The 23,653-nt window shown below is 45.1% G+C and carries 21 protein-coding genes; 14 read left to right on the top strand and 7 right to left on the bottom strand.

Annotated features, from left to right (window positions below; all coding sequences use genetic code 11):
• Window positions 1-141 precede the first annotated feature (141 nt).
• Window positions 142-2,442, bottom strand: a complete 2,301-nt coding sequence (locus P2A85_RS01295) for a DNA phosphorothioation-associated putative methyltransferase (protein WP_377477129.1) — start codon at window positions 2,440-2,442, stop codon at window positions 142-144.
• A 116-nt stretch (window positions 2,443-2,558) separates the two neighbouring features.
• Between P2A85_RS01295 and P2A85_RS01290 the strand changes: the two genes are divergently transcribed.
• Window positions 2,559-3,746 carry an RNA-guided endonuclease InsQ/TnpB family protein gene (locus P2A85_RS01290; RefSeq protein WP_377477128.1) on the top strand — a complete coding sequence of 396 codons (1,188 nt, stop codon included), beginning with the start codon at window positions 2,559-2,561 and terminating at the stop codon, window positions 3,744-3,746.
• 128 nt (window positions 3,747-3,874) lie between these two features.
• Here P2A85_RS01290 and P2A85_RS01285 read toward each other — a convergent pair whose 3' ends face one another.
• Window positions 3,875-7,303 (bottom strand): response regulator, encoded by a 3,429-nt coding sequence (locus P2A85_RS01285; protein WP_377477127.1) that lies wholly within the window; start codon window positions 7,301-7,303, stop codon window positions 3,875-3,877.
• Window positions 7,304-7,473: 170 nt separating this feature from the next.
• A complete protein-coding gene (locus P2A85_RS01280; RefSeq protein ID WP_377477126.1) occupies window positions 7,474-7,905 on the bottom strand; it encodes a response regulator in 432 nt (143 codons plus the stop codon).
• Window positions 7,906-8,170: 265 nt separating this feature from the next.
• On the opposite strand from P2A85_RS01280, the gene purC reads away from it, so the two are divergent.
• Window positions 8,171-8,899 carry a phosphoribosylaminoimidazolesuccinocarboxamide synthase gene (purC, locus tag P2A85_RS01275; protein ID WP_340518404.1) on the top strand — a complete coding sequence of 243 codons (729 nt, stop codon included), beginning with the start codon at window positions 8,171-8,173 and terminating at the stop codon, window positions 8,897-8,899.
• Between the two features lie 179 nt (window positions 8,900-9,078).
• Window positions 9,079-11,496 carry a BamA/TamA family outer membrane protein gene (locus P2A85_RS01270; protein WP_377477125.1) on the top strand — a complete coding sequence of 806 codons (2,418 nt, stop codon included), beginning with the start codon at window positions 9,079-9,081 and terminating at the stop codon, window positions 11,494-11,496.
• 262 nt (window positions 11,497-11,758) lie between these two features.
• On the opposite strand, the gene P2A85_RS01265 is transcribed toward P2A85_RS01270, so the two are convergent.
• Both P2A85_RS01265 and P2A85_RS01260 read right to left on the bottom strand, forming a co-directional pair.
• On the bottom strand, window positions 11,759-11,950 hold the full coding sequence (locus P2A85_RS01265) for a hypothetical protein (protein ID WP_377477124.1): 192 nt from the start codon (window positions 11,948-11,950) through the stop codon (window positions 11,759-11,761).
• A gap of 40 nt (window positions 11,951-11,990) precedes the next feature.
• Complete coding sequence (locus tag P2A85_RS01260) at window positions 11,991-12,239, bottom strand: hypothetical protein (RefSeq protein ID WP_377477123.1); 249 nt, start codon at window positions 12,237-12,239, stop codon at window positions 11,991-11,993.
• On the opposite strand from P2A85_RS01260, the gene lpxC reads away from it, so the two are divergent.
• From lpxC to P2A85_RS01205, 11 genes are all read left to right on the top strand, one after another.
• The gene (gene lpxC, locus P2A85_RS01255; RefSeq protein ID WP_377477122.1) at window positions 12,238-13,080 is read left to right on the top strand and encodes a UDP-3-O-acyl-N-acetylglucosamine deacetylase; all 843 of its coding nucleotides are present in this window, start codon (window positions 12,238-12,240) and stop codon (window positions 13,078-13,080) included. The genes P2A85_RS01260 and lpxC overlap by 2 nt on opposite strands.
• 48 nt (window positions 13,081-13,128) lie before the next feature.
• Window positions 13,129-13,659, top strand: a complete 531-nt coding sequence (gene fabZ / locus P2A85_RS01250; RefSeq protein WP_377477121.1) for a 3-hydroxyacyl-ACP dehydratase FabZ — start codon at window positions 13,129-13,131, stop codon at window positions 13,657-13,659.
• Between the two features lie 262 nt (window positions 13,660-13,921).
• On the top strand, window positions 13,922-14,716 hold the full coding sequence (gene lpxA, locus P2A85_RS01245) for an acyl-ACP--UDP-N-acetylglucosamine O-acyltransferase (RefSeq protein ID WP_377477120.1): 795 nt from the start codon (window positions 13,922-13,924) through the stop codon (window positions 14,714-14,716).
• 41 nt (window positions 14,717-14,757) lie between these two features.
• Window positions 14,758-15,360: a Uma2 family endonuclease gene (locus P2A85_RS01240; RefSeq protein ID WP_377477119.1), complete on the top strand. Its 603-nt coding sequence runs from the start codon at window positions 14,758-14,760 to the stop codon at window positions 15,358-15,360.
• A 10-nt stretch (window positions 15,361-15,370) separates the two neighbouring features.
• Complete coding sequence (lpxB, locus tag P2A85_RS01235) at window positions 15,371-16,543, top strand: lipid-A-disaccharide synthase (protein WP_377477118.1); 1,173 nt, start codon at window positions 15,371-15,373, stop codon at window positions 16,541-16,543.
• Window positions 16,544-16,566: 23 nt separating this feature from the next.
• On the top strand, window positions 16,567-17,850 hold the full coding sequence (locus P2A85_RS01230) for a DNA cytosine methyltransferase (protein ID WP_377477117.1): 1,284 nt from the start codon (window positions 16,567-16,569) through the stop codon (window positions 17,848-17,850).
• 196 nt (window positions 17,851-18,046) lie between these two features.
• On the top strand, window positions 18,047-18,391 hold the full coding sequence (locus P2A85_RS01225) for a BON domain-containing protein (RefSeq protein ID WP_341738571.1): 345 nt from the start codon (window positions 18,047-18,049) through the stop codon (window positions 18,389-18,391).
• Window positions 18,392-18,675: 284 nt separating this feature from the next.
• Window positions 18,676-19,074 carry a DUF4278 domain-containing protein gene (locus P2A85_RS01220; protein WP_377477116.1) on the top strand — a complete coding sequence of 133 codons (399 nt, stop codon included), beginning with the start codon at window positions 18,676-18,678 and terminating at the stop codon, window positions 19,072-19,074.
• Window positions 19,075-19,164: 90 nt separating this feature from the next.
• The gene (locus P2A85_RS01215) at window positions 19,165-19,683 is read left to right on the top strand and encodes a hypothetical protein (protein ID WP_377477115.1); all 519 of its coding nucleotides are present in this window, start codon (window positions 19,165-19,167) and stop codon (window positions 19,681-19,683) included.
• 364 nt (window positions 19,684-20,047) lie between these two features.
• Window positions 20,048-20,365 (top strand): DUF433 domain-containing protein, encoded by a 318-nt coding sequence (locus P2A85_RS01210; RefSeq protein WP_377477114.1) that lies wholly within the window; start codon window positions 20,048-20,050, stop codon window positions 20,363-20,365.
• A complete protein-coding gene (locus P2A85_RS01205; RefSeq protein ID WP_377477113.1) occupies window positions 20,362-20,709 on the top strand; it encodes a DUF5615 family PIN-like protein in 348 nt (115 codons plus the stop codon). Before P2A85_RS01210 ends, P2A85_RS01205 begins: the two co-directional genes overlap by 4 nt.
• Window positions 20,710-20,889: 180 nt before the next feature.
• Here P2A85_RS01205 and P2A85_RS01200 read toward each other — a convergent pair whose 3' ends face one another.
• Both P2A85_RS01200 and P2A85_RS01195 read right to left on the bottom strand, forming a co-directional pair.
• On the bottom strand, window positions 20,890-22,071 hold the full coding sequence (locus P2A85_RS01200) for an RtcB family protein (RefSeq protein WP_377477112.1): 1,182 nt from the start codon (window positions 22,069-22,071) through the stop codon (window positions 20,890-20,892).
• A 349-nt stretch (window positions 22,072-22,420) separates the two neighbouring features.
• A complete protein-coding gene (locus P2A85_RS01195) occupies window positions 22,421-23,542 on the bottom strand; it encodes a hypothetical protein (protein ID WP_377477111.1) in 1,122 nt (373 codons plus the stop codon).
• Window positions 23,543-23,653 lie beyond the last annotated feature (111 nt).

Genomic DNA, 23,653 nt, shown 5'->3' with positions numbered 1-23,653 from the left:
CCTCCAAGGCTGTTAAGACGCCTGTGATATCAATTTCGGTTGTATCGGAATGATTTAACCGCGAAGGCGCCAAGGACGCGAAGGAAGAGAAGAGAGGATTTTATATGATATCAATTTCAGTACCACCGGAATTGATATCCATCATTCTCTCTCTTCTTTCCCATCCTCTGTGCTCTCTGCGTCCTCTGCGGTTCCTTCCATCTTTCCCCCATCCACATAAATTTTGGATGAGTGACGTTGCGACGCAGCTTTTTGCAACATTTTCAACCTTTCTGGGTCAGCATTCGATCGCCAAAACAAGCTATGACCCTTAATTCTTACACAATTTTCCTCCAAACAATTCTGCCATTCCTGATGCTTCTGAACTAAGCAACTATCCAGAATGCCTAATTTTTGTTCTTGGCGAGTCAGTTTATCGAACTTGGCGTAATGGGGATAATTAGGAGTGACAAATGCTTCTTTTCTCACTAAAATAGGCGGGTTAGATAAATTATAAAATTTCTGATATTTTACCGAAAGGTCGCGTAAATCTATGTGCATGACAGTGTGCAATGCGGGATGGGGATTAGCATCAAAATCCGGATAAAATAAATAGGAAATCTGAGGTTTATCCGCGTAAAATTTGATAATTGTAGCACCGTCTAGACGACCAATGGTACGGTTAGCTAAGCCTTCATAGAGTCGCAATAAAGGGTCTAGTTCGGCTAATGCAGAGACGTGAACTGAAAGGGAATCTGGTTGTTTGTAGCCGATCGCACTATCTTCGCAACAATCACCAATAATCTCACTTTTCCCCAAACTATATAGCATTAAATCTGCCAAAGTGCAAGCTTTTTGATAATTATCAAACAAACCTTTGATGTCGTTACGAATTTGAGCGGGGAGTTGACGAAGAGAAGGTCGATCGCCCAAACCGTTGAGAGCGAGATATACTAACAAATCCTGGCGGCGTTTGTCGGCGATTGTCTCCCAATCATCCGCATCCGTAGCTTGCAAAATCACCCTCCAAGCCCGATTAAAACTGTGAAATTCCCCCTTAATCGCCGCTTCTGAAGCTAATTCGCCTTTGACGGGAAGGCGGCCGCGATCGCTCACAAAAGCCATCAAAGGAGCCAGAATATCGGCGTAATCTTCAAAACGCTTAACTTGCGATCGCACTCTAGGCGTCAATAAGTGCGATCGAAACCGAGAAGCCCGAAAACCTTCACCTGTAGCAACATCCCGAAACACAAAATAAATCCCCAAAGCCACAGGAATTGCATCAACATTCAAAACTTGATCGATATAATTTTTCAACTCTTCCTGTTCATAATACTTCTGAAAAGTATTGCGAGAAGTAATCACCCCATCCCCATAAGCAATTTGACCTCGATCCGTATCATCAATTAATACCTGAGCCGCCACCACCAATATTTTTTTAGTCAATTCCCAAGCATTCAGCAAAGCTTCTCGCCGTTCCCCCAAAGACTCAATCACATTAATCACATAACCAATATTCACAATATCTGCCTGAATTAGCACAGTATTTGGTTGATAATAAGGGTCCCATCCCGCAGCAGCATAACCTTCTTCAGTAATATGTTTAATATCCCCACCATAACCACAACCATAATCAAAAAAAGTATCGCCATCAATAAATAAATCAGATTCTAAAAGCAAACGCACAGGTTTAGAAAGAGAGTTTCGCAGCATCGCAGCCTTGTGTCGCTCAATCTTCGGCATTGATAAGTGACTATTCTCCTCTTTCTCACGTTCAACCACAGCATGATCTTGAATTTTCACACCGCAATATCCCAAATATTTCAGCCAACCTTCGCGAGTTCCAATAACGCTAGTATTGTCAAGGAGTCCCCATTGTTCTTCGGATTTAGTCAGTTGAGCAAACTTCTGGTAATGGGGATAATCCGCAGTCACAAAAGTTTCTTTACGGTGCAAAACTGGTGGATTTTCACTAGCGCTGTAGTCGATACATTTAACTTCTCCGGTTTCCAGATTAATTTGGATACTTTTTTGTAAAGCTGGGTGAGCATCCGTATCAAAATCTGGGTAAAAAAGATAAGAGATTTTCGGTTGACGAAGCTGAAATTTAATGACAGTTGCTTCATCAATATTTGGGAGATTTTGTCTGGCACATTTTTCATAAATTCTGACGACAGGATGGAGTGCTGCTAAAGCCGAAACATGAACATAAAAAGCCGTGGGTAATTTTTTGCCAACGGGGCTTTTCTGACAGCAGCGAGCCACTTTTTCCACCAGGAAATCCACCCCAACTCCTTCGTTACCAAGAATCACCTGATTTTCTTGATTACCAGGCTCTACCTGCTCTTGATGCAGCAAAAATTCCCGATAAAAAGCGATGAGAGGTAGAGGTGTCAGTAATTCGGGATTATTTTCTAAGGGTGCGATCGGGGAAATAATGTTGAGTTCGGATTCATAAGTCATCAGAAAAATGGGTAGAAACCCCGTCCTTTTAGGACGGCTTTACTTGAAGTTTTGTTAAAACCTGCTATTTCACACGGGACTTGCTAGAGTGTGAAAGTAACGCGCTCAAGGTGAGCATGACACTAAAAGCCTTCAGCTATCGATTCTACCCAACGCCGGAACAAGAAAGTTTGTTGCGACGCACACTGGGCTGTACCCGTTTGGTCTATAACCGTGCTTTAGTCGCAAGGACCCAAGGATGGTATGAAGATCAAAAGAGAATCGGCTATGCTGAAACTTCTAGTATGTTAACCGAAGGTCAGAAAACGGAAGAACTGGATTTTCTTAATGAAGTTAGCTGCGTGCCATTGCAGCAATGTTTGCGACACCTGCAAACAGCTTATACTAACTTCTTTGATGGGCGAGCGAAATACCCCAATTTTAAGAAAAAGCGGAATGGCGGTAGCGCAGAGTTTACCAAATCTGCTTTTAAGTTTAAAAACGGACAAGTTTACTTAGCAAAGTGCGCGCAAGCACTGCCTATTCGCTGGAGTCGAACACTGCCGAGCGGTGCGACACCATCAACCTTAAGTGTGAAGCTTGCACCGTCTGGTAGGTGGTCAGTCTCTCTCTTGGTAGATGTTGAGATTAAGACGTTACCCTCCTGCGACAATCAAGTTGGCATTGACTTAGGAATTGCGAGTTTACTCACTCTGGACACTGGTGAAAAAATTACCAATCCCAAAGGATTTAAGGCAAAGTATCGAAAACTCAGGAGAGCGCAGAAATCTTTAAGCCGAAAGCAAAAAGGGTCTAACAACCGCCACAAAGCACGACTCAAAGTAGCGAGAGTGCATCAAGAAATTACTGATGCAAGAAAAGATAACCTTCACAAACTAACCACTCAACTGGTGCGCGAAAACCAAACAATTGCCATTGAGGACTTAGCTGTGAAAAACATGGTTACAAATCGGAAACTCGCCCTAGCTATCAATGATGCAAGTTGGGGTGAATTGGTCAGACAACTTGAATACAAGTGCAAGTGGTACGGCCGTACTTTAATCAAGATTGACCGATGGTTTCCGAGTTCAAAACGATGTGGCAATTGTGGCCACATCGTTGAAAAGATGCCGTTGAATATCCGGGAATGGGATTGTCCTAATTGCGGGACGCACCATGACCGAGACATCAATGCAGCAAAGAACATTTTGGCGGCTGGGCTTGCCGTTGCAGTCTGTGGAGCGACCGTAAGACCCGAACAGAGTAAATCTGTGAAGGCTGGTGCGAAACCCCGTCAGGGACAGAAGCAGAAACCTAAATCGTAAGGTTTGGGAATCCCCATGCGTTCACGCCGGGGAGGATGTCAAAGCTAAAATTAATGCCATTTCTTAATTTTGAGCCTATTGTATACCAACTGCATCAAATTTCTGGATAAATTAGAGTTTGAGAAGCTTTAAATTTCATCTCCTTTTAACATGATACTTTCTATAAATTGCTGAACTCGTAATAAGTAATTTGACAAACTCCCTAGGATGTTATCAATACCATCATTTTTTTCCCATTTGACATTTGGTTGCTGAGATTGAAAACTGCGAGCGTGAACCTCTAATTGTGCTGCTAAATCCGACATCAAGGTAACTCCCACATTGGCAGAACTTCCTTTAATACGGTGAGCTTGATATTCCACAACTTGCCAATCTTTAGCTAGGACGGCATTTTGGGCAGATTCTAAATCTACTTTTACATTTTCCACAAATGATTGCAAAATTCGCTGAGGCAATTTAATATTAACTCGTCCAAGTTGCTCCAATCTTTGCTGGTCAAACAGTCCGTCGCAGTCTCCATATTCCCAAGTTTGAACTGCGATTTGGTGTTCTGGCGACACAGCCGAAACTAGCTGTTTTGGCAATGGGTTGGTAAATATTGTGGTTGAATTATCGTTGTTTTTGCGATCGATATTTTTATGGTTAAAGTTATTTTTCGAGATATTTGTTTCTACTTCATAAGTGTTGATAGCAGCCGCTAAGGCCGCCAAATCTACTGGTTTGCTGAGGTAATCATCCATGCCCATCGCCAGACACTTTTCTCGTTCTCCCGGCATGGCATGAGCAGTTAAAGCAATCACAAAAGTGTGTCGATCGCCCTTTTCTTGTTCCCGCAATTTTTGGGTTGTTTCGTAACCATCCAGTATGGGCATTTGACAATCCATCAGCACCAAATCGTAGCTGTTAGCAGCCAGCAAATCCAGTGCTTCTTTCCCATTACTAGCGCAATCAGCCTGATAGCCTAAAACCGCCAATTGTGCAACAATAACTTGTTGGTTTATCTGGTGGTCTTCCGCTAGCAAAATCTTGAGGGATGACTGGGAATTAGTGGAAGTAAAAAATTGAGAATTCACCACCGGCAAATCGCAACTATTGGTTGCAAAAGCGCTCCCAAACTCTCCTCTACCATTCACTGCCCACAGCAGAGCCGGCAGCAGCAGAGAAGCCCTCACAGGCTTCATTAAATAGCCGCTAAAACCTCGATCGCAAAGCGCTTCAGCTTTGGGTTGTTCGCCCAAAGATGCGATCGCGATTAACGGTCTAATTGCCGAGAGCGATCGCAGTTGGACAACAAATTCCTCCGCCTCCAAATCCGGCATTTGTAAATCTACAAACACGACATCGCAGCCGTTTTCCCCCGCTTCCAACTGCGAAGACATCCGGCTATTGGCACTTGTCAACCAAGTCAAAGCAGCAGCAGCAGTTTCTGCTTCATCGCAGCGAGCTCCCCAAGTTTGAGCAAAGGCTCGTACTGCGGCTCTCATCAAAGCGCTTCCAGAGACTACTAACAGCTTTTTACCAACAAGTTCAGGATGAGTTGGCTCTGCTTGCAACTGTTTTTCCAAAGGTATAGAAAACCAAAAAGTCGAACCACTACCGATGGAACTCCGCACCCCAATTTCACCTTCCATCCTATCCACTAACTGCTTGCAAATAGCCAAACCCAAACCCGTGCCACCATATTGTCTAGCCGCCGAACTGTCTACTTGAGAAAAAGATTGAAACAGCTTTGTCTGGCCTTCTGGCGAAATTCCAATGCCAGTATCCCGCACTGAAAATAATAATTTATCTCCTTGCCGATTATCTTTATTTTGTTTATCGCGTTTAACGTTTACATAAATTAAAATTTGACCGCGATCGGTGAATTTAATTGCATTTCCGGTCAAATTAAGCAATATTTGCTTCAATCGGCTAGAGTCTCCCACCAATTTTCTAGGTACTGAACTTTCAACTACAATATTGAATTCAATACCTTTTTCCTCGACTAAAGATGCCACCATTTCTATCACGGATTCCAGGCAGTTATCCAAATCGAAATTTTCTTTTGCCAACCGCATTTCTCCGGCTTCAATTTTAGAGAAATCGAGGATATCATTAATTACCATCAGCAAATGTTCTGCACTATGGTAAATAGTTTGAACCCACTCCCGCTGTTTTGGTTCCAGGGGAGTACGTACCAATAATTCAGCCATCCCCAAAACTCCATTCATGGGAGTGCGAATTTCATGACTCATATTTGCCAAGAATTGCGACTTAATCAAGCTGGCTTTCAGAGCAGTTTCTCGCGCTTCCACCAACTCATTAATCTTGTCAGCAACCATCACCATTCCCCCGACTTGGCCATCGGCATTATACCAAGGGTGGGCGGCCCAACGCAGGATTAAAATAGAGCCATCGGCTCGTTCCCAAGCATCTTCGCTACGAGAAACTATTTCGCCTGTTAGCACTTGTTGATACAACATTTTCCACCCATTGGGGATATCTGGAAACAAGTTGTAATGGCTTAAGGTACTCAGGGATGGTAAGTTTAAATTAAATTGAGTCAGCCATCTGTCAGAGTGAGCTAAATAGCGCATTTCTGTATCGAACATCGCCATTGCTACAGGCACGCAAGTAATAATTTGTCTCAGTTGCTGCCGTTCTCTTTCTAGAGCATCTTCTGCGTTTTTGCGATCGGTAATGTCGCTAATCATGCCAGCCATCCGCACTGCTTTTCCTTGGGAATTCCGTTGAGCTTTTCCTTGGGAGGTGCAGTAACGGTAAGCACCGTTGGAGTGCAGCAGGCGAAATTGTACGTTATAGTCTATTTCTGCTTCCAAGTGAGCTTCGATCGCCTGGATAATATCGTCTTTGTCTTCGGGGTGAAGTCGCGTGTATAGAGCTTCCATGGTATGACCAAATTGCGATCGCCCCAAACCGATCATCTCCAACAGGCGATCGTTCCAATAAACTTCATTTTTAGTTAAATCCCAATCCCAAATTCCATCGTTAACTCCCTCTAAAACTAACCTATAGCGTTCTTCACTTTCCTTTAGTTTTTGACTGCTATGAAACGCATGAGATTCGGCGCGATAAACCCGAATCGCATTGTACAAGCTGTGGGATAAACTATCTGAAGACAGCTTGCATTTAACGATATAATCAGAAGCTCCTGCCTTCATCAATTCCACAGCAATTTGTTCATCACCTTGACCTGTAAGCACAATTAAGGGAACTTTAAAACCCACTACCCTAATATCTTGTACCAACGTCAGTGCGTCTCCATCTGGCAATCGGTAGTCGAGGAATACGCAGTCAAATTTACAGTCAAATATCTGATTTGAAAACAGGGAATTTTCTGTATTCTCAACCTCCATCTGGTTTTGAGATTGCTCCTGTTTAGAGAGTCTGGCAGCCGCGATATCATTTTGGTCGATCGATAATTTTTCTAGGGCTGATGCGCAATTTTCTGCTTCCGAAATTTCCACCACAACCCCGGCAGATTTGAGCGATCGCCTGACTGTCATCCGATCGACTTCATCGTCATCAACTATCAGAATTTTGATCCCTGTTTTCATAGCAACTCCATTGTGGATTACTCAGAAATGACTGCCTGGTAAATAATAATTTAAAATGTCAATCTAAAATATAAAATTTATATAGCAGTTCTCAATAAGTTGAAGTCTGCCCTAGCTCCGAGAGTACCTAATCTTACTGAGAAATGCTAGATTTTTTTAATTAACTTATGTTATGGTATCTCGTTTAACATCCAGTATTTGTTCAGCGTAGACATAACATCCACAAAATTAGAAAAAGTGACTGGTTTAAGAATATAACCAGCCACATTTAAATTATAAGCTTCTACCTTATCTCTATCTTCATTGGAAGTTGTGAGTACGATCACAGGAATCGACCTCAATTTTGTATCGATCCGCAATTCTCGCAAAAATTCAATCCCGTTCATTCTAGGCATATTCAAGTCTAACAAAATCAATCGGCGGGCTTGAGGCATTACAGGATCTATTTTAGCTTGTCCGCGCAAAATAGCAAGAGCCTCTAATCCATTGCCAGCTATATAAAGAGGGTTAGGGATGTTATTTTTTTTGAAGGCACGGCGGACGTTCATCACATCAACCTCATCATCTTCAACCAACAGGATATTAATTTTTTTTTCTTCCATAAATCAGCCTTTTTATAGTTTTTTTGTGTGCAGTATGTGCGAGAGATGAATTTAATTGTACCCTGTGCTTTCTGTATTGTGTCGCGCGGTAGGCCAGAATCCGTGCGATCGAAATCAAATCATGGGTCAGTCCCCGATCGCATCTATCGGCGGGTGTAATCTGCCAAATGGATGATTCATATCAACTGCTATCGGAAACGAGCTCGTAAGTGATTAGACCCAATTTCTTGGTAAAATCTTAAACTCATCTAAATTATTCATCGCCATGTCAGCCGATCGCAAACTCTACGAAGGCAAAGCCAAAATCCTCTATTCCACCGAAGACAGCGAAATTTTGCTGACTTACTTCAAAGACGACGCCACAGCCTTTAACGCCCAGAAACGGGGTAGCATCATCGGCAAAGGCGAAATCAACAATGCCATATCCGCCCACCTGTTTCGGATGCTAGAAGCCAAAGGCATTCCCACCCACTTCATCGACACGCCAGCCCCCAACCAGATGCGAGTTTGCCGCGTCCAAATCTTACCCTTAGAAGTCGTAGTCAGAAACATCGCGGCCGGTAGTCTGTGCAAACAAACAGGATTGGCGATCGGCACAATTGTCAATCCCCCATTAGTAGAGTTTTATTACAAAAACGATGATTTGGGAGACCCGCTGCTGACTCGCGACAGACTGCTGCTGATGCAGCTAGCGAGCCCAGAACAAGTAGACCAACTCGATCGCGCCGCCAGAGAAATCAACGAAATTCTCAAAGAATTTTTCAGCCAGTGTGGCATCACCCTGGTAGACTTCAAACTGGAATTCGGTATAGACCAACATCAAAACCTGATCCTTGCCGACGAAATCAGTCCCGATACTTGCCGACTTTGGGACAACGCAGAAACCGATCCCGATGCCCGTGTGATGGACAAAGACCGATTCCGCCGCGACTTGGGTTCAGTGGAAAGCGCTTACCAGCAAGTTCTCCAGCGGGTTCTAGCTCAGAAAGTCTAGAGGCCTTGGCAATGCGCTAAAATTGCACAGTTTGTCACGGACATTCAGCACTCAGCAGTCAACAGTTAGCATTCAGCGGCAAATTCAAGCTACTCAATAACTAATGACTAATGACTAATGACTGATGACTGATGACTGATGACTAATGTGGTGTGTGGATTCCAAACAAGTGAACAAAAATGCGTTTATCTGCTGTATTGGTGGCAGTTTTAACTGTCTCAGCAACATTCGGACTCTCAAATTCTGCTTCCGGCCAAACATCCTACTCTGAATCTACAGAGAAAGTATCGGCCGCCATTCCTCCCGTGGAGGCGATCGAATCGCCCGATCGAAACCAGGGAGAATTAACCGAAAATCCTCCTCAAAACCGGGCTGTGGCCAAAGCCACTAAAATAGAAGCCCTCAAAATAGTGGCGGCCGCCCCTGGGAGGGGAGAAAACGACCGCGAACCCCCAAACCGACTCACAGAACCGTCGCCCCCCATGGCGACTCCCAGCTTAGACCCCAAAGCCGATGTAGAATCCGACGATCGCGGACTCCCATCTAGCAGCCAAAATTCCCAGCTAGAAGCGAAACAGGAACGCAACCAAGTCCCCCCCTCGGAAACCGCGGTTTCGCCAGCCTCGGTCGCAGTAGACCAGGTGAAACCAGAGGAATCGGGGGGGATTCAAAACGCCCAAATTCCAACTAGACCAGCACCAGGGACCAGACCGACCCAGACCAGGCCAGCCCCTGCAACACCAGAACCTAACAGAATTCCTGCTTTGCCCCCCGGTGCACCCCAGCCAAGACCAACCCCCGCGCCCACAGGGCCAGCCCAGCCCCAGGTGCTAGTGGCAGAAGTGGTCGTCAGCGGGGCGACGGGAGACCTGCAAAGCGAGATTTACCGAGTCATCACCACTCAACCGGGACGGACAACCAACCGTACCCAACTGCAACAAGACATCAACGCTATTTTTGCCACAGGCTTTTTCAAAAATGTGCGTGCAGTACCAGAAGACACCCCTTTGGGCGTGCGAGTGACCTTCATCGTCCAGGCAAATCCAGTGCTGCGAGGAGTCACCATCGTCGGTCAGCAAGTGCTCCCCCAAAGCATTGTGGACGAAAGCTTCCGGGATCAGTACGGCAAAACTCTCAACCTCCGCCGCTTTGAGGAGGGAGTCAAAAAAATTAATACCTGGTATCAAGACAACGGCTTTGTTTTGGGCCAAATTACCGAAGCACCCCAAGTCGCAGATGACGGGACAGTCACGCTGCAAGTGGCAGAAGGTCAGATCGAATCCATTGATGTTCGCTTCCTCAACAAGGAAGGAGAAGCCACGGATGCGACTGGTCAGCCCATTGGTGGGAATACCCGCCGCTATGTGATTACCCGCGAAGTAGAACAAAAACCTGGAGATATATTCAACCGCACCAAGGCGGAAAGGGATTTGAGAAGGGTTTTTGGTTTGGGGATTTTTGAAGACGTGCGGCTGGCTTTGGAACCGGGAACGGCTGACCCCCGTAAGGCAAGGGTAATTGTCAATGTGATTGAGAAAAATACTGGTTCTCTCGCCGCGGGTGCGGGTTTGAGTTCCGCTACGGGTTTGTTCGGTACGGTGAGTTACCAGCAGCAAAATTTGGGCGGTAGGAACCAGAAGTTGGGGGCGGAGGTACAAATCGGGGAACGTCAAAATCTGTTTGATGTGAGTTTTACAGACCCCTGGATTGCTGGCGATCCTTATCGGACTTCTTACACGATTAATGTGTTTAGAAGACGATCGATCAGCGTGATTTTTGACGGTGGAGACCAGGAAGTGTATCTACCCAATGGCGATCGACCCCGGATTAATCGCACCGGTGCCGCCATCAATTTTACCCGTCCCCTGTCGCGGAATCCTTTTGCCGACTCTGAATGGACGGCTTCTGTGGGCTTGCAGTACCAGCGGATTGCCATTACCGATCGCAAAGGCCGACGGGAATCGGAGGACGAACTAGGCAATCTGTTGAGTTTTAGCAATTCCGGTTCCGATGACTTGACAACATTGCAAGCAGGTGCTGTGCGCGATCGACGCAACGACCCCCTGCGCCCCACCAGCGGTTCCCTGCTCAGATTTGGGGTCGAACAATCAATTCCTGTCGGTTCCGGCAGCATCCTGCTCAACCGCCTGCGAGCCAGTTACAGCTTTTACCTCCCAGTCAAGTACACCAACTTTACCCCAGGCCCTCAAACCTTGGCATTTAGTTTTAAAGCCGGCACCATCTTCGGAGATTTGCCTCCCTACGAAGCCTTTGCCTTGGGCGGCGCTAACTCTGTCCGGGGATACAACGAAGGGGACATGGGGGCTGGTCGCAGTTTCCTAGAAGCCAGTGTTGAGTACCGTTTCCCGATTATTTCGTTTATCGGTGGTGCCCTATTTATTGACGCGGGTACAGACTTGGGAACGGGTAAAGATGTCCCAGGCGATCCGGCTGGTATCAGGAGAAAACCTGGTAGTGGTTATGGCTACGGCCTCGGCGTGCGGATTCAATCTCCGTTAGGTCCGATCCGAATCGATTACGGTATCAATGACAGTGGTGACAATCAAATTCACTTTGGGATTGGGGAGAGATTCTAATTAGTCATTAGTCAGTAGTCATTAGTCAGTAGTCATTAGTTATTGGTTATTGGTTATTGGTTATTAGTTTAATTGGTTTTAACTGGTTAACTGGTTCCCTGGCTCTGCCTGGGAACCGATGTCTAGAGGCTCTGCCTCGCGTGGCTAGGGGGAAATGGAGGCAGAGCCGACCGATCGGCGTTACCAGGCAGAGCCTGGTAACGAGTAAGCACATCTTAGGATGTGGCTAACTGGTTCCCTGGCTCTGCCTGGGAACCGATGTCTAGAGGCTCTGCCTCGCGTTGCTAAGGGAAAATGGAGGCAGAGCCGACCGATCGGCGTTACCAGGCAGAGCCTGGTAACGAGTAGAATGCCAATGCCCAATTCCCAATGCCCAATTCCCAATGCCCAATTCCCCATTCCCCATTCCCCATTCCCCATTCCCCATTCCCCATTCCCAATGCCCATAACTCATCGGCGTTACCAGGCAGAGCCTGGTAACGAGTAAGCACATCTTAGGATGTAACTGGTTCCCCGGCTCTGCCTGGGAACCGATGTCTAGAGGCTCTGCCTCGCGTTGCTAAGGGAAAATGGAGGCAGAGCCGACCGATCGGCGTTACCAGGCAGAGCCTGGTAACGAGTAGAATGCCAATGCCCAATTCCCAATGCCCAATTCCCAATGCCCAATTCCCAATGCCCAATTCCCAATGCCCAATTCCCCATTCCCCATTCCCCATTCCCCATTCCCAATGCCCATAACTCATGACTCAAAGTACCTTAGCCTCTGAATTTGAACTGTCGGGAGTTGGTTTGCACAGTGGCGAACAGACTCGCGTCCGAATATTGCCCGCGGCAGTTGGGGAAGGTCGCTATTTTGTCAGAACTGACTTGCCCGGTGCTCCAATTATTCCTGCAACAGTTGAAGCCGTATCTCAGACTGCTCTTTCGACAGAACTGACAGGTACAAGTGATGCTCACATTCGCACTGTAGAGCATCTGTTAGCGGCTTTGGCTGGCATGGGAGTGGATAATGCTCGAATTGAGGTTGATGGCCCGGAAGTGCCTCTGCTTGACGGTTCTGCCCTGGTTTGGGTGGAGGCGATCGCCCAAGCTGGATTAGTCGCCCAAGAATTGGTGCATCCTCCAGAAAACCCCCAACTTTCACCCGTCGAGAATCCGGTTTGGGTGCGTCATGGGGATGCTTTTGTGGCTGCTTTACCTGCTGCGGAAACTCGGTTTAGCTACGGGATTGATTTTGAGGAACCTGCGATCGGCAATCAATGGTACAGTTGGTCGCCAGAGACAGAAAGTTTTGCTAGTGCGATCGCCCCGGCTCGGACTTTTGGACTGGCCCGCCAAGTTGACCAATTACGACAAGCAGGTTTGATTAAAGGTGGTAGCCTAGACAACGCCTTAGTTTGCGATCGCTCCGGCTGGCTCAACCCGCCCTTGAGATTTACAAATGAACCAGTACGCCATAAAATCCTAGACTTAGTAGGCGATCTCAGTCTGCTGGGAACTTGGCCAACAGCTCACTACTTGGCTTACAAAGCCAGTCACAATTTACACGTCCAACTTGGCTTAGCCCTGAGATTGCCAGCTTGATCCATGCTCAATATCTCCGTTACTACTCACCATCTAACACGCGATTTAATGTCTACGTTCACTGAAATTAACGAAATTAACACCCCCAATCATACTAATTCTGCATCTGTTCTCACCGAGAATGGTCAGGATTCTGCGATCGTTAAATCCACTTTTACTGTGGAAGAAATTCAGCAATTGTTGCCTCACCGCTATCCTTTTGCACTGGTAGACAAGATTATTGATTACGTGCCGGGAGTGCGGGCTGTAGGGATTAAAAATGTGACTTTCAACGAACCGCATTTTCAAGGGCATTTTCCAGGAAGACCGGTGATGCCGGGGGTATTAATTGTGGAAGCGATGGCTCAAGTGGGCGGTATTATTCTGGCTCAATTGCCTGATGTTGAGCAAGGATTGTGGATGTTTACTGGCATCGATCAAGTCAAGTTCCGCCGTCAGGTTGTACCGGGCGATCGGTTGCTGATGACTGTAGAATTGTTGTGGGTAAAACGCCGACGCTTCGCCAAAATGCAGGCGATGGCTGAAGTGGACGGACAAAAAGCTTGTTCAGGAGAATTGATGTTTTCGATGGTAGATTAAATTTGGGAATGGGGAATGGGTAATGGGGAATTGGGAATTGGGAATCGGGGAATGGGGAATCGGGAATAGCTAACAGCTAATAGTGGTTCATTGAATCACTAATTATGAATCACTAATTATGAATCACCAATTACCAATTACTAATTACCAATTACTAATTACTAATCACCAATCACCAATTACCAATTACCAATTACCAATTACCAATTCCCGATTCCCGATTCCCGATTCCCAATTACCAATTACTATAAAAAACTGAAAAATGCTGACATTGATTCACCCAACTGCTGTGATTCATCCCCGCGCTGAACTTCACTCTACTGTAGAAGTGGGAGCTTATGCTGTAATTGGGGAAAGAGTGAAAATCGGGCCACAAACTAAGATTGGCGCTCATGCAATTATCGATGGGTTCACAGAAATAGGTGCTCGTAATCAAATTTTTCCCGGCGCAGCTATTGGTTTGGAACCTCAAGATTTAAAATATCAGGGTTCTCTAACTAGGGTGGAGATTGGGGACGATAATTTAATTCGGGAATATGTGACTATTAATCGGGCTACCCAACCGGGAGAAAGCACGACCATCGGCAATCATAATCTATTGATGGCTTATGTTCACGTTGGTCATAATTGCTGGATCGGCGATCGAGTAATTATAGCTAATGCCGTGGCTTTGGCCGGACACGTTAAAATAGAGTCTCAGGCTCGATTGAGCGGTGTTTTGGGGGTTCACCAATTTGTCCATATCGGCCGGCTGTCTATGGTGGGCGGATTGAGCAGAATCGATCGAGATGTCCCTCCTTATATGTTAATCGAGGGGAATCCTTCGAGAGTGCGATCGCTTAACAAAATTGGTCTCCAACGGGCTGGTTTGACACCAGAAGATTTAGATCTTTTGAAGAAGACTTTTCGGATTTTATACCGATCGGGCTATACTCTCAATCAAGCTTTGGAACACTTAGATTTATTACCCAAAAACCCCCATTTGCAGCACCTGCGGACTTTTGTGCAAGAGTCTGTCACCAAACCCAGACGCGGTTTGATTCCAGGGAAAAAGTGAATCATGTAGAATAAACTTATCAACTAAACGACTATCGTCCTATGAATGTACAGACTTCAGTCAAATCTACATCCCCTGAAACAGAACAAGATGGCTGCATTAAGTTCTCATGTGTTAGTTGGGAGCAATTTGAAGCGATAGAAGCAGCTTTTAAAGATATCAGCGGCGTAAAATTTTTCTATATAGATCGAATACTGCAAATTATGACTGTCTCGCCCGAACACGAAATAATCAAGAAAACTCTTTGTATGTTGCTAGAGGCATATATGAGAGCAAATGGCATTCGATTTTACGGTAAGGGCGGGCCGACTCTGGGTGACAGAGAATTAGGCGGTAGAAAAGAGGTGGATGATTGCTATGACATAGGAACCGAAAAAACAGTCCCAGATATAGCTATCGAAGTGATAATACCAGGTGACGGGATCAATACTCTAGAATTATACAAAAGGTTGGGGATTCGGGAAGTCTGGTTTTGGCAAAATAGTCAGTTATCTCTCTACAATTTAAGAGGTGAAAATTATCAGCAGATTACCCGGAGTACATTCCTTCCCAATCTAGACTTAGAATTACTACTACGCTGTGCTAATATGCCAGATCAATATGATGCTGTTACTGAGTTATTAGCAAACATCTCACCTGTTTAAAGTTCAGAATATGAAAATTTTTATTAGCACTGGTGAGGTTTCGGGCGATTTGCAAGGGGCTTTGTTAATTAGTGCCATAAAACGTCACGCAGCTACCGCTGGTTTAGAGTTAGAGATTGTCGGATTGGGCGGGCAGCGGATGGCGGAAGCTGGCGCTACTATTTTAGCCGATACTGTGGCTATTGGTTCCATGGGACTTATAGAATCAGTCCCCTATATTTGGCCAACTATCCAAGTTCAAAAAAAAGCTAAACAATACCTAAAAGATTCTCCGCCCGATGTAGTTGTATTGATTGATTATTTAACTCCAAATTTAGGTATTGGTAGCTACATCCGCCGCTGTTTGCCTTCGTTGCCGGTGCTTTGGTATATTGCTCCTCAAGAGTGGGTTTGGTCTATTTCTCCTCGCAATACTTCTTTGATTGTCAATATTTGCGATCGCATATTAGCCATTTTTCCCGAAGAAGCTACTTATTTTGAAAAAAAAGGCGCCCAAGTCAGTTGGGTTGGTCATCCTTTGGTGGATAGAATCCAGGCTGCGCCCAGTCGCGAAGTTGCCCGCAAAACTTTGGGAATTCCATCGGAACAGGTGCCAGTGGCTCTAATTCCTGCCTCTAGAAGCCAAGAGTTGAAGTACCTGATGCCTGTCATATTTGAGGCTGCTCAAATTATTCAAGCTAAATTGCCGGCAGTTCATTTCTGGATTCCGTTGTCTCAATCTGCTTTCCGCAGCCAAATCGAAGCAGCTATTGCAGATTTTGGTTTGCGCGCTACTTTACTAGAAAATCAAACTCTGGAAATTTTGGCGGCTGCGGATCTGGCGATCGCTAAATCTGGTACTGTTAATTTGGAGTTGGCTTTGCTGGATGTTCCCCAAGTTGTCCTCTATCGCGTCAGTCGAATTACGGCGATTATTGCCCAGTATTTGCTGAAATTTTCGATTCCTTTTATGTCTCCGCCCAATTTGGTGCAAATGAAGCCGATCGTCCCTGAGTTGTTGCAAAACGAGGCGACTGCGGAAAATATAGTCTTTCACGGGCTGGAATTGCTGCAAAATGGCGATCGACGACAGCAGACTTTGGATGGTTATCGGGAAATGCGGGAACATTTGGGAGACGTGGGGGTGTGCGATCGCGCTGCTGCGGAAATTATGAAATATCTGAAATTAAACGTAGCAAATTAACATAAATTTGGTTCTAAAAGGTTATGCCAAGCAATCGGAAAAAGCGACCGATCGCTGTTGATTTATTTGCAGGTGCCGGTGGCATGACACTGGGTTTTGAACAAGCAGGTTTTGATGTACTTGCCTCTGTGGAAATTGACCCTATTCATTGTGCTACCCACCAGTTTAATTTCCCTAATTGTTCTATTTTGTGTAAAGATGTCGCACTATTAACCGGAGCGGAAATTAGGAAAAATTCTCCCATTGGTAAGCGCCAGATAGACGTAGTGATCGGTGGTTCGCCCTGTCAAGGATTCTCAATGATGGGTAAGCGCGATGTAGATGACCCGCGCAATTCTTTAATTTTTCACTTTCAACGCTTGGTTTTGGAACTAAAACCCAAGTTTTTTGTCATGGAAAATGTACCGGGAATCAAGGCGGGAGAACATAAGGGGCTTCTCGATTTTTTAATTAGTTCCTTTATAGAAGCAGGCTATCAAGTAGAAGAAAATTATCAAGTTCTCAATAGCGCTCACTACGGAGTTCCCCAAGCTCGAAAAAGATTGTTTCTCCTGGGTTCTAAGGCTGGTTGTGAATTACCACAATATCCTCCACCGATTACTTTACTTCCAAAATTAAATCATAAAATCGATCCTAGCCAGCGGAAAAGAAAAGGTAAAAATAATCCTGATTTGCCTCTTGTCCCAACAGTTATGGAGGCCATTGGAGATTTGCCAGAAGTGGAACTATACAGCGAGTTGCTGTACCGAGATTGGGTAATGGCGGAGTATGGAAAATCTAGTGACTACGCGAGTATCATGCGCGGTATTGATTCTTTCGATGATGATTATTCCTACCCTCGCGAGTACGATAGACAAATCCTCTCTTCTAGTTGGCGCACCAAACATTCCCAGGAATGTATCGAAAGGTTTATGGCGGCAAAACACGGGGAAAAAGAGCCGATCGGCCGTTTTTACAAACTGCACCCCGACGGAGTTTGCAACACTCTCAGAGCAGGAACAGACAGGGCTAGAGGGGCTTATACTTCGCCGAGGCCCATTCACCCGATCGCGCCGAGGTGCATTACGGTTAGGGAAGCAGCACGACTACATTCTTATCCTGACTGGTTTAGATTTCACGTCACCAAATGGCACGGTTTTCGTCAAGTCGGAAATTCTGTACCACCACTATTAGCCAAGGCTGTGGCGGCCCAAATTATTCGCGCTTTGGGTGTCGAGGTAATTAAACCCACTGCTAAGCTGACATGGGGAGATGATGGTTTGCTAAAACTGAATTGGTTGGAAGCGGAAAAATATTATCAAAATTGAGGGGGGTAGACTTGGAGAGTGACTCACGCGCTTGGTATCCAGGGCGTAGCGATCGTCGTCCCCTACATAAAACAGCAACATCAACATAATTCAAAAACCGAAAAAATCAGTCCAAAGGTGAGTTTTAGCAAATTTTTTGGTTTTTGGTAATTCTAAAGTTATCTTATAAAAAACTGTATTTTCAGGAGAATCTACAATGGGTTGGTTCAAAAGACTGTTCGGACTTGAAAAGCCTGAACCCCAGGCTCAGCCGATGACACAAGTAGTACAGCAAGCGGCACAGTCCCAATCGATCGCTCCTGCGAAGGTAGGTCCAGACGGGAATTTTGACGAAAGCGGGCTAGCAAAGCGAGTTGCTTTGGCTTTTGACGAAGACTCCGAAGTTGCTGATATTGACTCCGTATGGGTGGCTCAACTCAGCGGTACGGTGGTTCTCAAGGGCCAGGTTCCCAGTCAAGAAATTCTCGACAAGTTAGTGAAGATCGCCTCTGCCGAAGAGGGCGCCACGGGCGTGCAAACCGATCAAGTAACAGTGGGCTAGAGGCTTTTCTCTGAGCTGTGTTACCCCTAACTTCCTTTTTTAACGAAACCACTAGGAAGTCACCTATTGATTGACTGGGGGTCGATCGACCCCCAGCAAACCCTTAGAGTCCGCGGAGGCGGGCTTTTTTCTGCGGTTTGGCAGCTTAAATATTAAGTTTTGTTAATTTTCCTGGTTATTTGGAAAAATGGTAAAATACAATACAGAAAGTAAGATTTTTTTGAATATCAAAAAGCAAACCAGAGCTGAATACCCTTTTTATCGACCTATAAGGATCAAAAAATATGAAACTAGCTTATCGCGGTGCTAACTACGACTACGACATTCCGACAGTTGAGATGACCGAAGGCGAAGTAGCGGGCAAATATCGGGGTCAAAACTGGAACTATCGTTATCCAAGACATATTCCGATGCCTCAGCACCCCCAGGATTTGCAGTACCGTGGGGTAGGCTACAGGAGCGATCGACCATCTCCGAAAATTGAAGAGGACGTAGCGGTTGATACCGCAGCAACGATGGCGATCGCAGCGGCTCCATCCTATCCAAAAGCTGAGGAAGTGGCGACAGTCCACCGGGCGCATATCTGCAATATTCTCGATCGCAGACAGCAAGTAGCCAGGGCTAAAGGTGATGAAAGACTGCTGCGCTTGCTAGAAAAAGAGTCGCGACAGATGGCTTGCTAGAGAAAAAGCTCAGAAAGTCGAATATTTGTGAAGAGGGGGGAAGTTGAAAAGAGTTCAATTTCCCCTTTTTGGTGTTGTTTGTGCGATCGAATGTGGACTCTCGAAGCGATATCAATGGTCGGGATTTGGGGTGATGCGATCTTTTTTACAGAAAGCCTCAACTTAGCAAACTTACCTCAAGACCTTGCCAAAGCCATTAACGATCGACCCGATTTATGCAGCAAAGTCAAACTAATCTGCATCGACACTCACCAATTCATCGACCCCGAAAACCCCGCCCCAGAAATTTACGATGAAATGCAAAATCAAAATTGTCCAGAGTGGCAAAATGGGTATCCAGATACCATGCAAAAACTCAAACTCTATTGGAATTCCCTGCGCCGCCAAAGCGAAATTCCCCTATTTTTCATATGCTATGATTCCACCGCACTCTCAGCCACACCCACAGGATTTAACGATTCATTTCTGAAAGCTTTAAGCAAATTCGATCGCGGGATTTGTGTGGTGCGCGAACCAGGGGATATTCCGCTGCAAACTTTTTCACCCCAACAACAAGACTTGGTAGCAGCTATTGTACAATGGATTGAAAAAGTAATAACCGAAAATTGATGTGAAAAAAATAGAATAAATTCGCGATCGACTCCAAGCTGGTCAATTTGAATTTAGTCGCCATGCTTTTAGGCGTACTGTAGAGCGAAATATCAGCGAACAGGAAATTAGAGAAGTCGGTGAAAATGTTATAATCATTAATGTTACATGGAGAATCACAACCTGTGAAATCTATTAATGTTGATGTATTTGCCTACCAATAGCAAGAAATTCATCAATCTCGATCGCCCTGGGGAGTAATAACTTCGCTGCAAGATGCGATAGGATAAAACTAATAGACTGAGGAACTAACAATGCTAAATCAAACCGCATACAATCGAGCCTGTAAAAACTTTGAGCAAACTTCTGAATTAAAGCAAGAACTATGACACTTACAAAGACCGACTATAAATATATAGAACTCAATGAAAACAATGTTCCCATCATAGCCGGAACTACGATGAAAGTCGTTGAATTAGTCGAAGCTCAAATAGCTTATGGTTGGAGTCCAGCAGAATTGCACCTCAATCATCGCTACTTAACTATGAGCCAAATTCTTTCTGCCTTAGCTTATTATTGGGATCGCAAACAAGAACTCGATGCCGAAATCAAGCGACGAGAAGAGTATGTTAAACAGGCAGAAATTGAAGCTGGCGAATCTCCTTTTGCTGCTAGACTACGCGCTCAAAGGCTATTGAAATGAGTCTAGCACTTTATATGGATGAACACATCCATTCAGCTATTACAGTTGGTTTACGTCTTCGAGATGTAGATGTTTTAACTGTTCAAGAAGATGGACGTGCTGGTACACCAGATACTATTTTACTCGATCGAGCTATGGAGCTTGGGCGAGTTATGTTTTCACAAGACCAAGATTTTTTAATTGAAGCAAAACGTCGTCAAGCTGAAGATATCAACTTCTCTGGTGTGCTCTTTGCTCGTCAGTCTCGCGTTTCCATTGGTGATTGTATCCGCGACTTGAAAATAATTACTAAACTTGGCGAACTGGAAGAATTTGTTAATCGAGTTCAATACCTACCTTTGTAGCTTACCTTACTCCTCAAGATGCGATCGCCTCTCCGTCTTTGTTGGTCAGATATTCAATATTTACCATGCCTATTTTCCTCAAGCTTGAATTTATATCGATTCCTGCCTATAAGTGTATCATCAGAAATGCGCTCCTCTTCGAGGGCTCCGCTAACGGGCGATCGCACCAAATTCTCCCTCTCACCCCTTGACACAAAGAACCTGCTTCAAAGTCGCCACAACTTCCACCAAATCCGACTGCTGACTCATCACCTCATCAATAGGCTTATAAGCCCCCGGAATTTCATCTAAAAACTGCTCATCTTTCCGACACTCAACCCCCTCAGTCTGACGCACAAAATCATCCAGAGTAAACACATTCTTCGCTTGAGTTCGAGACATCAACCGCCCCGCACCGTGAGAACAAGAACAGTAACTTTCCACATTACCTTTCCCCTTCACAATAAAAGACTTCGCCCCCATCGAACCCGGAATAATCCCGTAATCCTGTACATTTGCCCGTACAGCACCCTTGCGAGTCACATACACATCTTCGCCAAAATGCACCTCTTTTTCGGCATAATTGTGATGGCAATTCACCTTTAACAAAGGCTTAGTAGGTTTGCCACCCGCAACGTGCTTTTCCACAATGTGCTTAAACCGATTCATCATCACATCACGATTAAAACGAGCATAATCTTGCGCCCATTGCAAATCGTGCCAATAAGCCGCAAACTCCTTTGTACCCGCTACAAAATAAGCTAAATCTCTGTCAGGCAGACTAATTTCTGCCAGCTTAGCTAAATCTTTTGCAGTCTCGATATGGTGCTGTGCGAGCAAATTTCCAATACCGCGAGAACCGGAGTGCAGCATCAGCCAAACAAAGTCTTCGGTATCAACACAAACCTCAATAAAATGATTACCACCACCGAGGGAACCCATTTGTTTTAGGGCTTTACTTTCTTGGTGTTGTACGCCTTGATGAAGTTCCTTAAACTCGCGCCATTCTTGCCAGTTTGTGACTGTTCTTTCGACTTCTTTGTTTTCGGCAAATCCCACAGGAATTGCTGCTTCAATATCGAGGCGAATTTGTTTGAGTTTGCCTTCTAATTTATGAGCCTTGAATGGCATTTTTAAAGCAATTACGCCACAACCAATATCAACGCCGACAGCCGCTGGAATAATCGCTTCTTTTGTGGCAATTACGGAACCGACTAAAGCACCTTTGCCTAAATGTACGTCGGGCATTAGGGCGACGTGTTTGAATACAAATGGCAAAGATGCTACATTTTTTGCCATATTGGTTTCTTTGGCGCCCAGGGCGTGATTTGCCCAAGATAGGACGGGTTTTGGGGTTGATATTTCTAATTTTTCGTAGGGCATTTTTGTTTAAGTTTGTTTTGTCTGTTTTTCATGTAGTATTACTGTAACACAAATATATGATAGTGTCAAATGTACCTTACTGGCTGATTTTATTAGGGTGCGTCAGCTTAATATCAAATGGAGCACCGATATTGTTTGTGAGTCTGACAATCCGACAGGGAATGAATTCCCTGTCTCATAGCGAAAGTCCTCTGAAAGAGGACTGAAAAAATCATTGCAATTTTCCCCACAATCCGCAGTCGGTTTTTAACCGACTTTCGCTATGAGGCGGGGGTTTAAACCCCCGCCGGACTGTGGGAAAGCGCGTATTTGCTAACCCCGCGCGGGTAGCATCTTGTACGCGAAATCCTTAAGAAATGCCTAAAGATTGAATGAATAATTTACTGTAGGGTGCGGATTGTTGTACCTTCGCCAGCGAACCAAACAACTCTTTTCCCCCGAAGATAACTAATGCCTTTTGTTTGGAGTTAAGTTCTTGACTCGGCAGTTGTGAGTGAACGGACAGAATGCTATCTGAATCGCAACGATAGAAATAGTGCAAGTCGCCGCAAATCTCTTCTTTAAGATCGAGGGTAGGGTAAAGTTCTTTACAAGAACGCGGTTCGTGACCGCTTAAAATCACTTCCTCTGATACTTCCATTTTGTTAATATCGATAATGTGCATTCTCCCTTCATCAGTTTTAACTAGAACGCAATCGTCTGAAAGATAGCACATATAGCAGTCAAAACCGACTCCCCAATCAGGTCCAGGCCATTCGCATATTCCCAGCAGATTGCAGTCAGGAAAACTGAATCGGCTGATTTTTAGATTACAATCATGTACAACCAGAAATTCGCTACCAGCAGGATGAAATTCTGGAGGCCCTGTGTCATAAGGACAGGGAACCTCCACGGCATGAATTTTCGTACCATCATCATACAGCCAGTAGATTTGCTGTCCGTCCTGACCGGCAGCAACCCACATAGCTAAAATTTGATTTTCCGGGTGCGGGTGAAACCAGGAGAAACTCGACCCAAAAGGGTCTTCGAGCAAAAGTTGTCGCTGGATTTGCCACGAATTGGTATCGCGAATTTGAATTTCAATTTCCGCGCATTCGATTGCTTTGATGCACCAAAAACGCAAGCCGTCTGCATCAAACCAGCAATCCTGAAATCCATTGTCATTATGCAATAAATACTTAACAGGAGGGTTAGGTAGCTGTTCTTCAAAAACTAGCTGGTTTTCTGCTGTCACAATTGCTAAGTGATTGCCATTTGCCATAATTGCTGCCAGCAAATCGCCTTTGGGGCTGATGGCTAAACAGCTAATTTCGTCGGGAAGCTGGTATTCGTATTTTGGCGACAAGTTGCGATCGACTAAAGTGACTTTTTGACCACAACTTATCGCCATAGCCCACTCGGAATTAGTGGTTTGATTTATAGCCAATATCCCGCCGTCAATTTGTATTTCCTGTTTTGGTAAAAGAATCATAGGGATATTTAAATTTACTGCTTAGATAGGCTCTATTTTAACTAAATTTTTGTACTATTTTACTATCAAATGCTGACATCGCCGTTATAATTATAGCAAGCACCAATCTTA

The organism is Microcoleus anatoxicus (assembly GCF_042465725.1).
In the GTDB taxonomy this organism is placed as follows: domain Bacteria; phylum Cyanobacteriota; class Cyanobacteriia; order Cyanobacteriales; family Microcoleaceae; genus Microcoleus; species Microcoleus anatoxicus.
The sequence above is the reverse complement of the archived record's forward strand: the minus strand, read 5'-3'. Positions and strand labels throughout refer to the sequence as shown.

Coding starts and splice junctions, on each gene's coding strand:
- P2A85_RS01230 (WP_377477117.1), top strand. CDS start 16,567: ATGCCAAGCAATCGGAAAAAGCGACCGATCGCTGTTGATTTATTTGCA.
- lpxA (WP_377477120.1), top strand. CDS start 13,922: ATGCTGACATTGATTCACCCAACTGCTGTGATTCATCCCCGCGCTGAA.
- P2A85_RS01220 (WP_377477116.1), top strand. CDS start 18,676: ATGAAACTAGCTTATCGCGGTGCTAACTACGACTACGACATTCCGACA.
- P2A85_RS01205 (WP_377477113.1), top strand. CDS start 20,362: ATGAGTCTAGCACTTTATATGGATGAACACATCCATTCAGCTATTACA.
- lpxB (WP_377477118.1), top strand. CDS start 15,371: ATGAAAATTTTTATTAGCACTGGTGAGGTTTCGGGCGATTTGCAAGGG.
- P2A85_RS01210 (WP_377477114.1), top strand. CDS start 20,048: ATGACACTTACAAAGACCGACTATAAATATATAGAACTCAATGAAAAC.
- P2A85_RS01215 (WP_377477115.1), top strand. CDS start 19,165: ATGTGGACTCTCGAAGCGATATCAATGGTCGGGATTTGGGGTGATGCG.
- P2A85_RS01260 (WP_377477123.1), bottom strand. CDS start 12,239: ATGAGTTATGGGCATTGGGAATGGGGAATGGGGAATGGGGAATGGGGA.
- P2A85_RS01285 (WP_377477127.1), bottom strand. CDS start 7,303: ATGAAAACAGGGATCAAAATTCTGATAGTTGATGACGATGAAGTCGAT.
- P2A85_RS01290 (WP_377477128.1), top strand. CDS start 2,559: ATGACACTAAAAGCCTTCAGCTATCGATTCTACCCAACGCCGGAACAA.
- lpxC (WP_377477122.1), top strand. CDS start 12,238: ATGACTCAAAGTACCTTAGCCTCTGAATTTGAACTGTCGGGAGTTGGT.
- P2A85_RS01270 (WP_377477125.1), top strand. CDS start 9,079: ATGCGTTTATCTGCTGTATTGGTGGCAGTTTTAACTGTCTCAGCAACA.
- purC (WP_340518404.1), top strand. CDS start 8,171: ATGTCAGCCGATCGCAAACTCTACGAAGGCAAAGCCAAAATCCTCTAT.
- P2A85_RS01295 (WP_377477129.1), bottom strand. CDS start 2,442: ATGACTTATGAATCCGAACTCAACATTATTTCCCCGATCGCACCCTTA.
- P2A85_RS01240 (WP_377477119.1), top strand. CDS start 14,758: ATGAATGTACAGACTTCAGTCAAATCTACATCCCCTGAAACAGAACAA.
- P2A85_RS01265 (WP_377477124.1), bottom strand. CDS start 11,950: ATGAGTTATGGGCATTGGGAATGGGGAATGGGGAATGGGGAATGGGGA.
- P2A85_RS01280 (WP_377477126.1), bottom strand. CDS start 7,905: ATGGAAGAAAAAAAAATTAATATCCTGTTGGTTGAAGATGATGAGGTT.
- P2A85_RS01200 (WP_377477112.1), bottom strand. CDS start 22,071: ATGCCCTACGAAAAATTAGAAATATCAACCCCAAAACCCGTCCTATCT.
- P2A85_RS01195 (WP_377477111.1), bottom strand. CDS start 23,542: ATGATTCTTTTACCAAAACAGGAAATACAAATTGACGGCGGGATATTG.
- fabZ (WP_377477121.1), top strand. CDS start 13,129: ATGTCTACGTTCACTGAAATTAACGAAATTAACACCCCCAATCATACT.
- P2A85_RS01225 (WP_341738571.1), top strand. CDS start 18,047: ATGGGTTGGTTCAAAAGACTGTTCGGACTTGAAAAGCCTGAACCCCAG.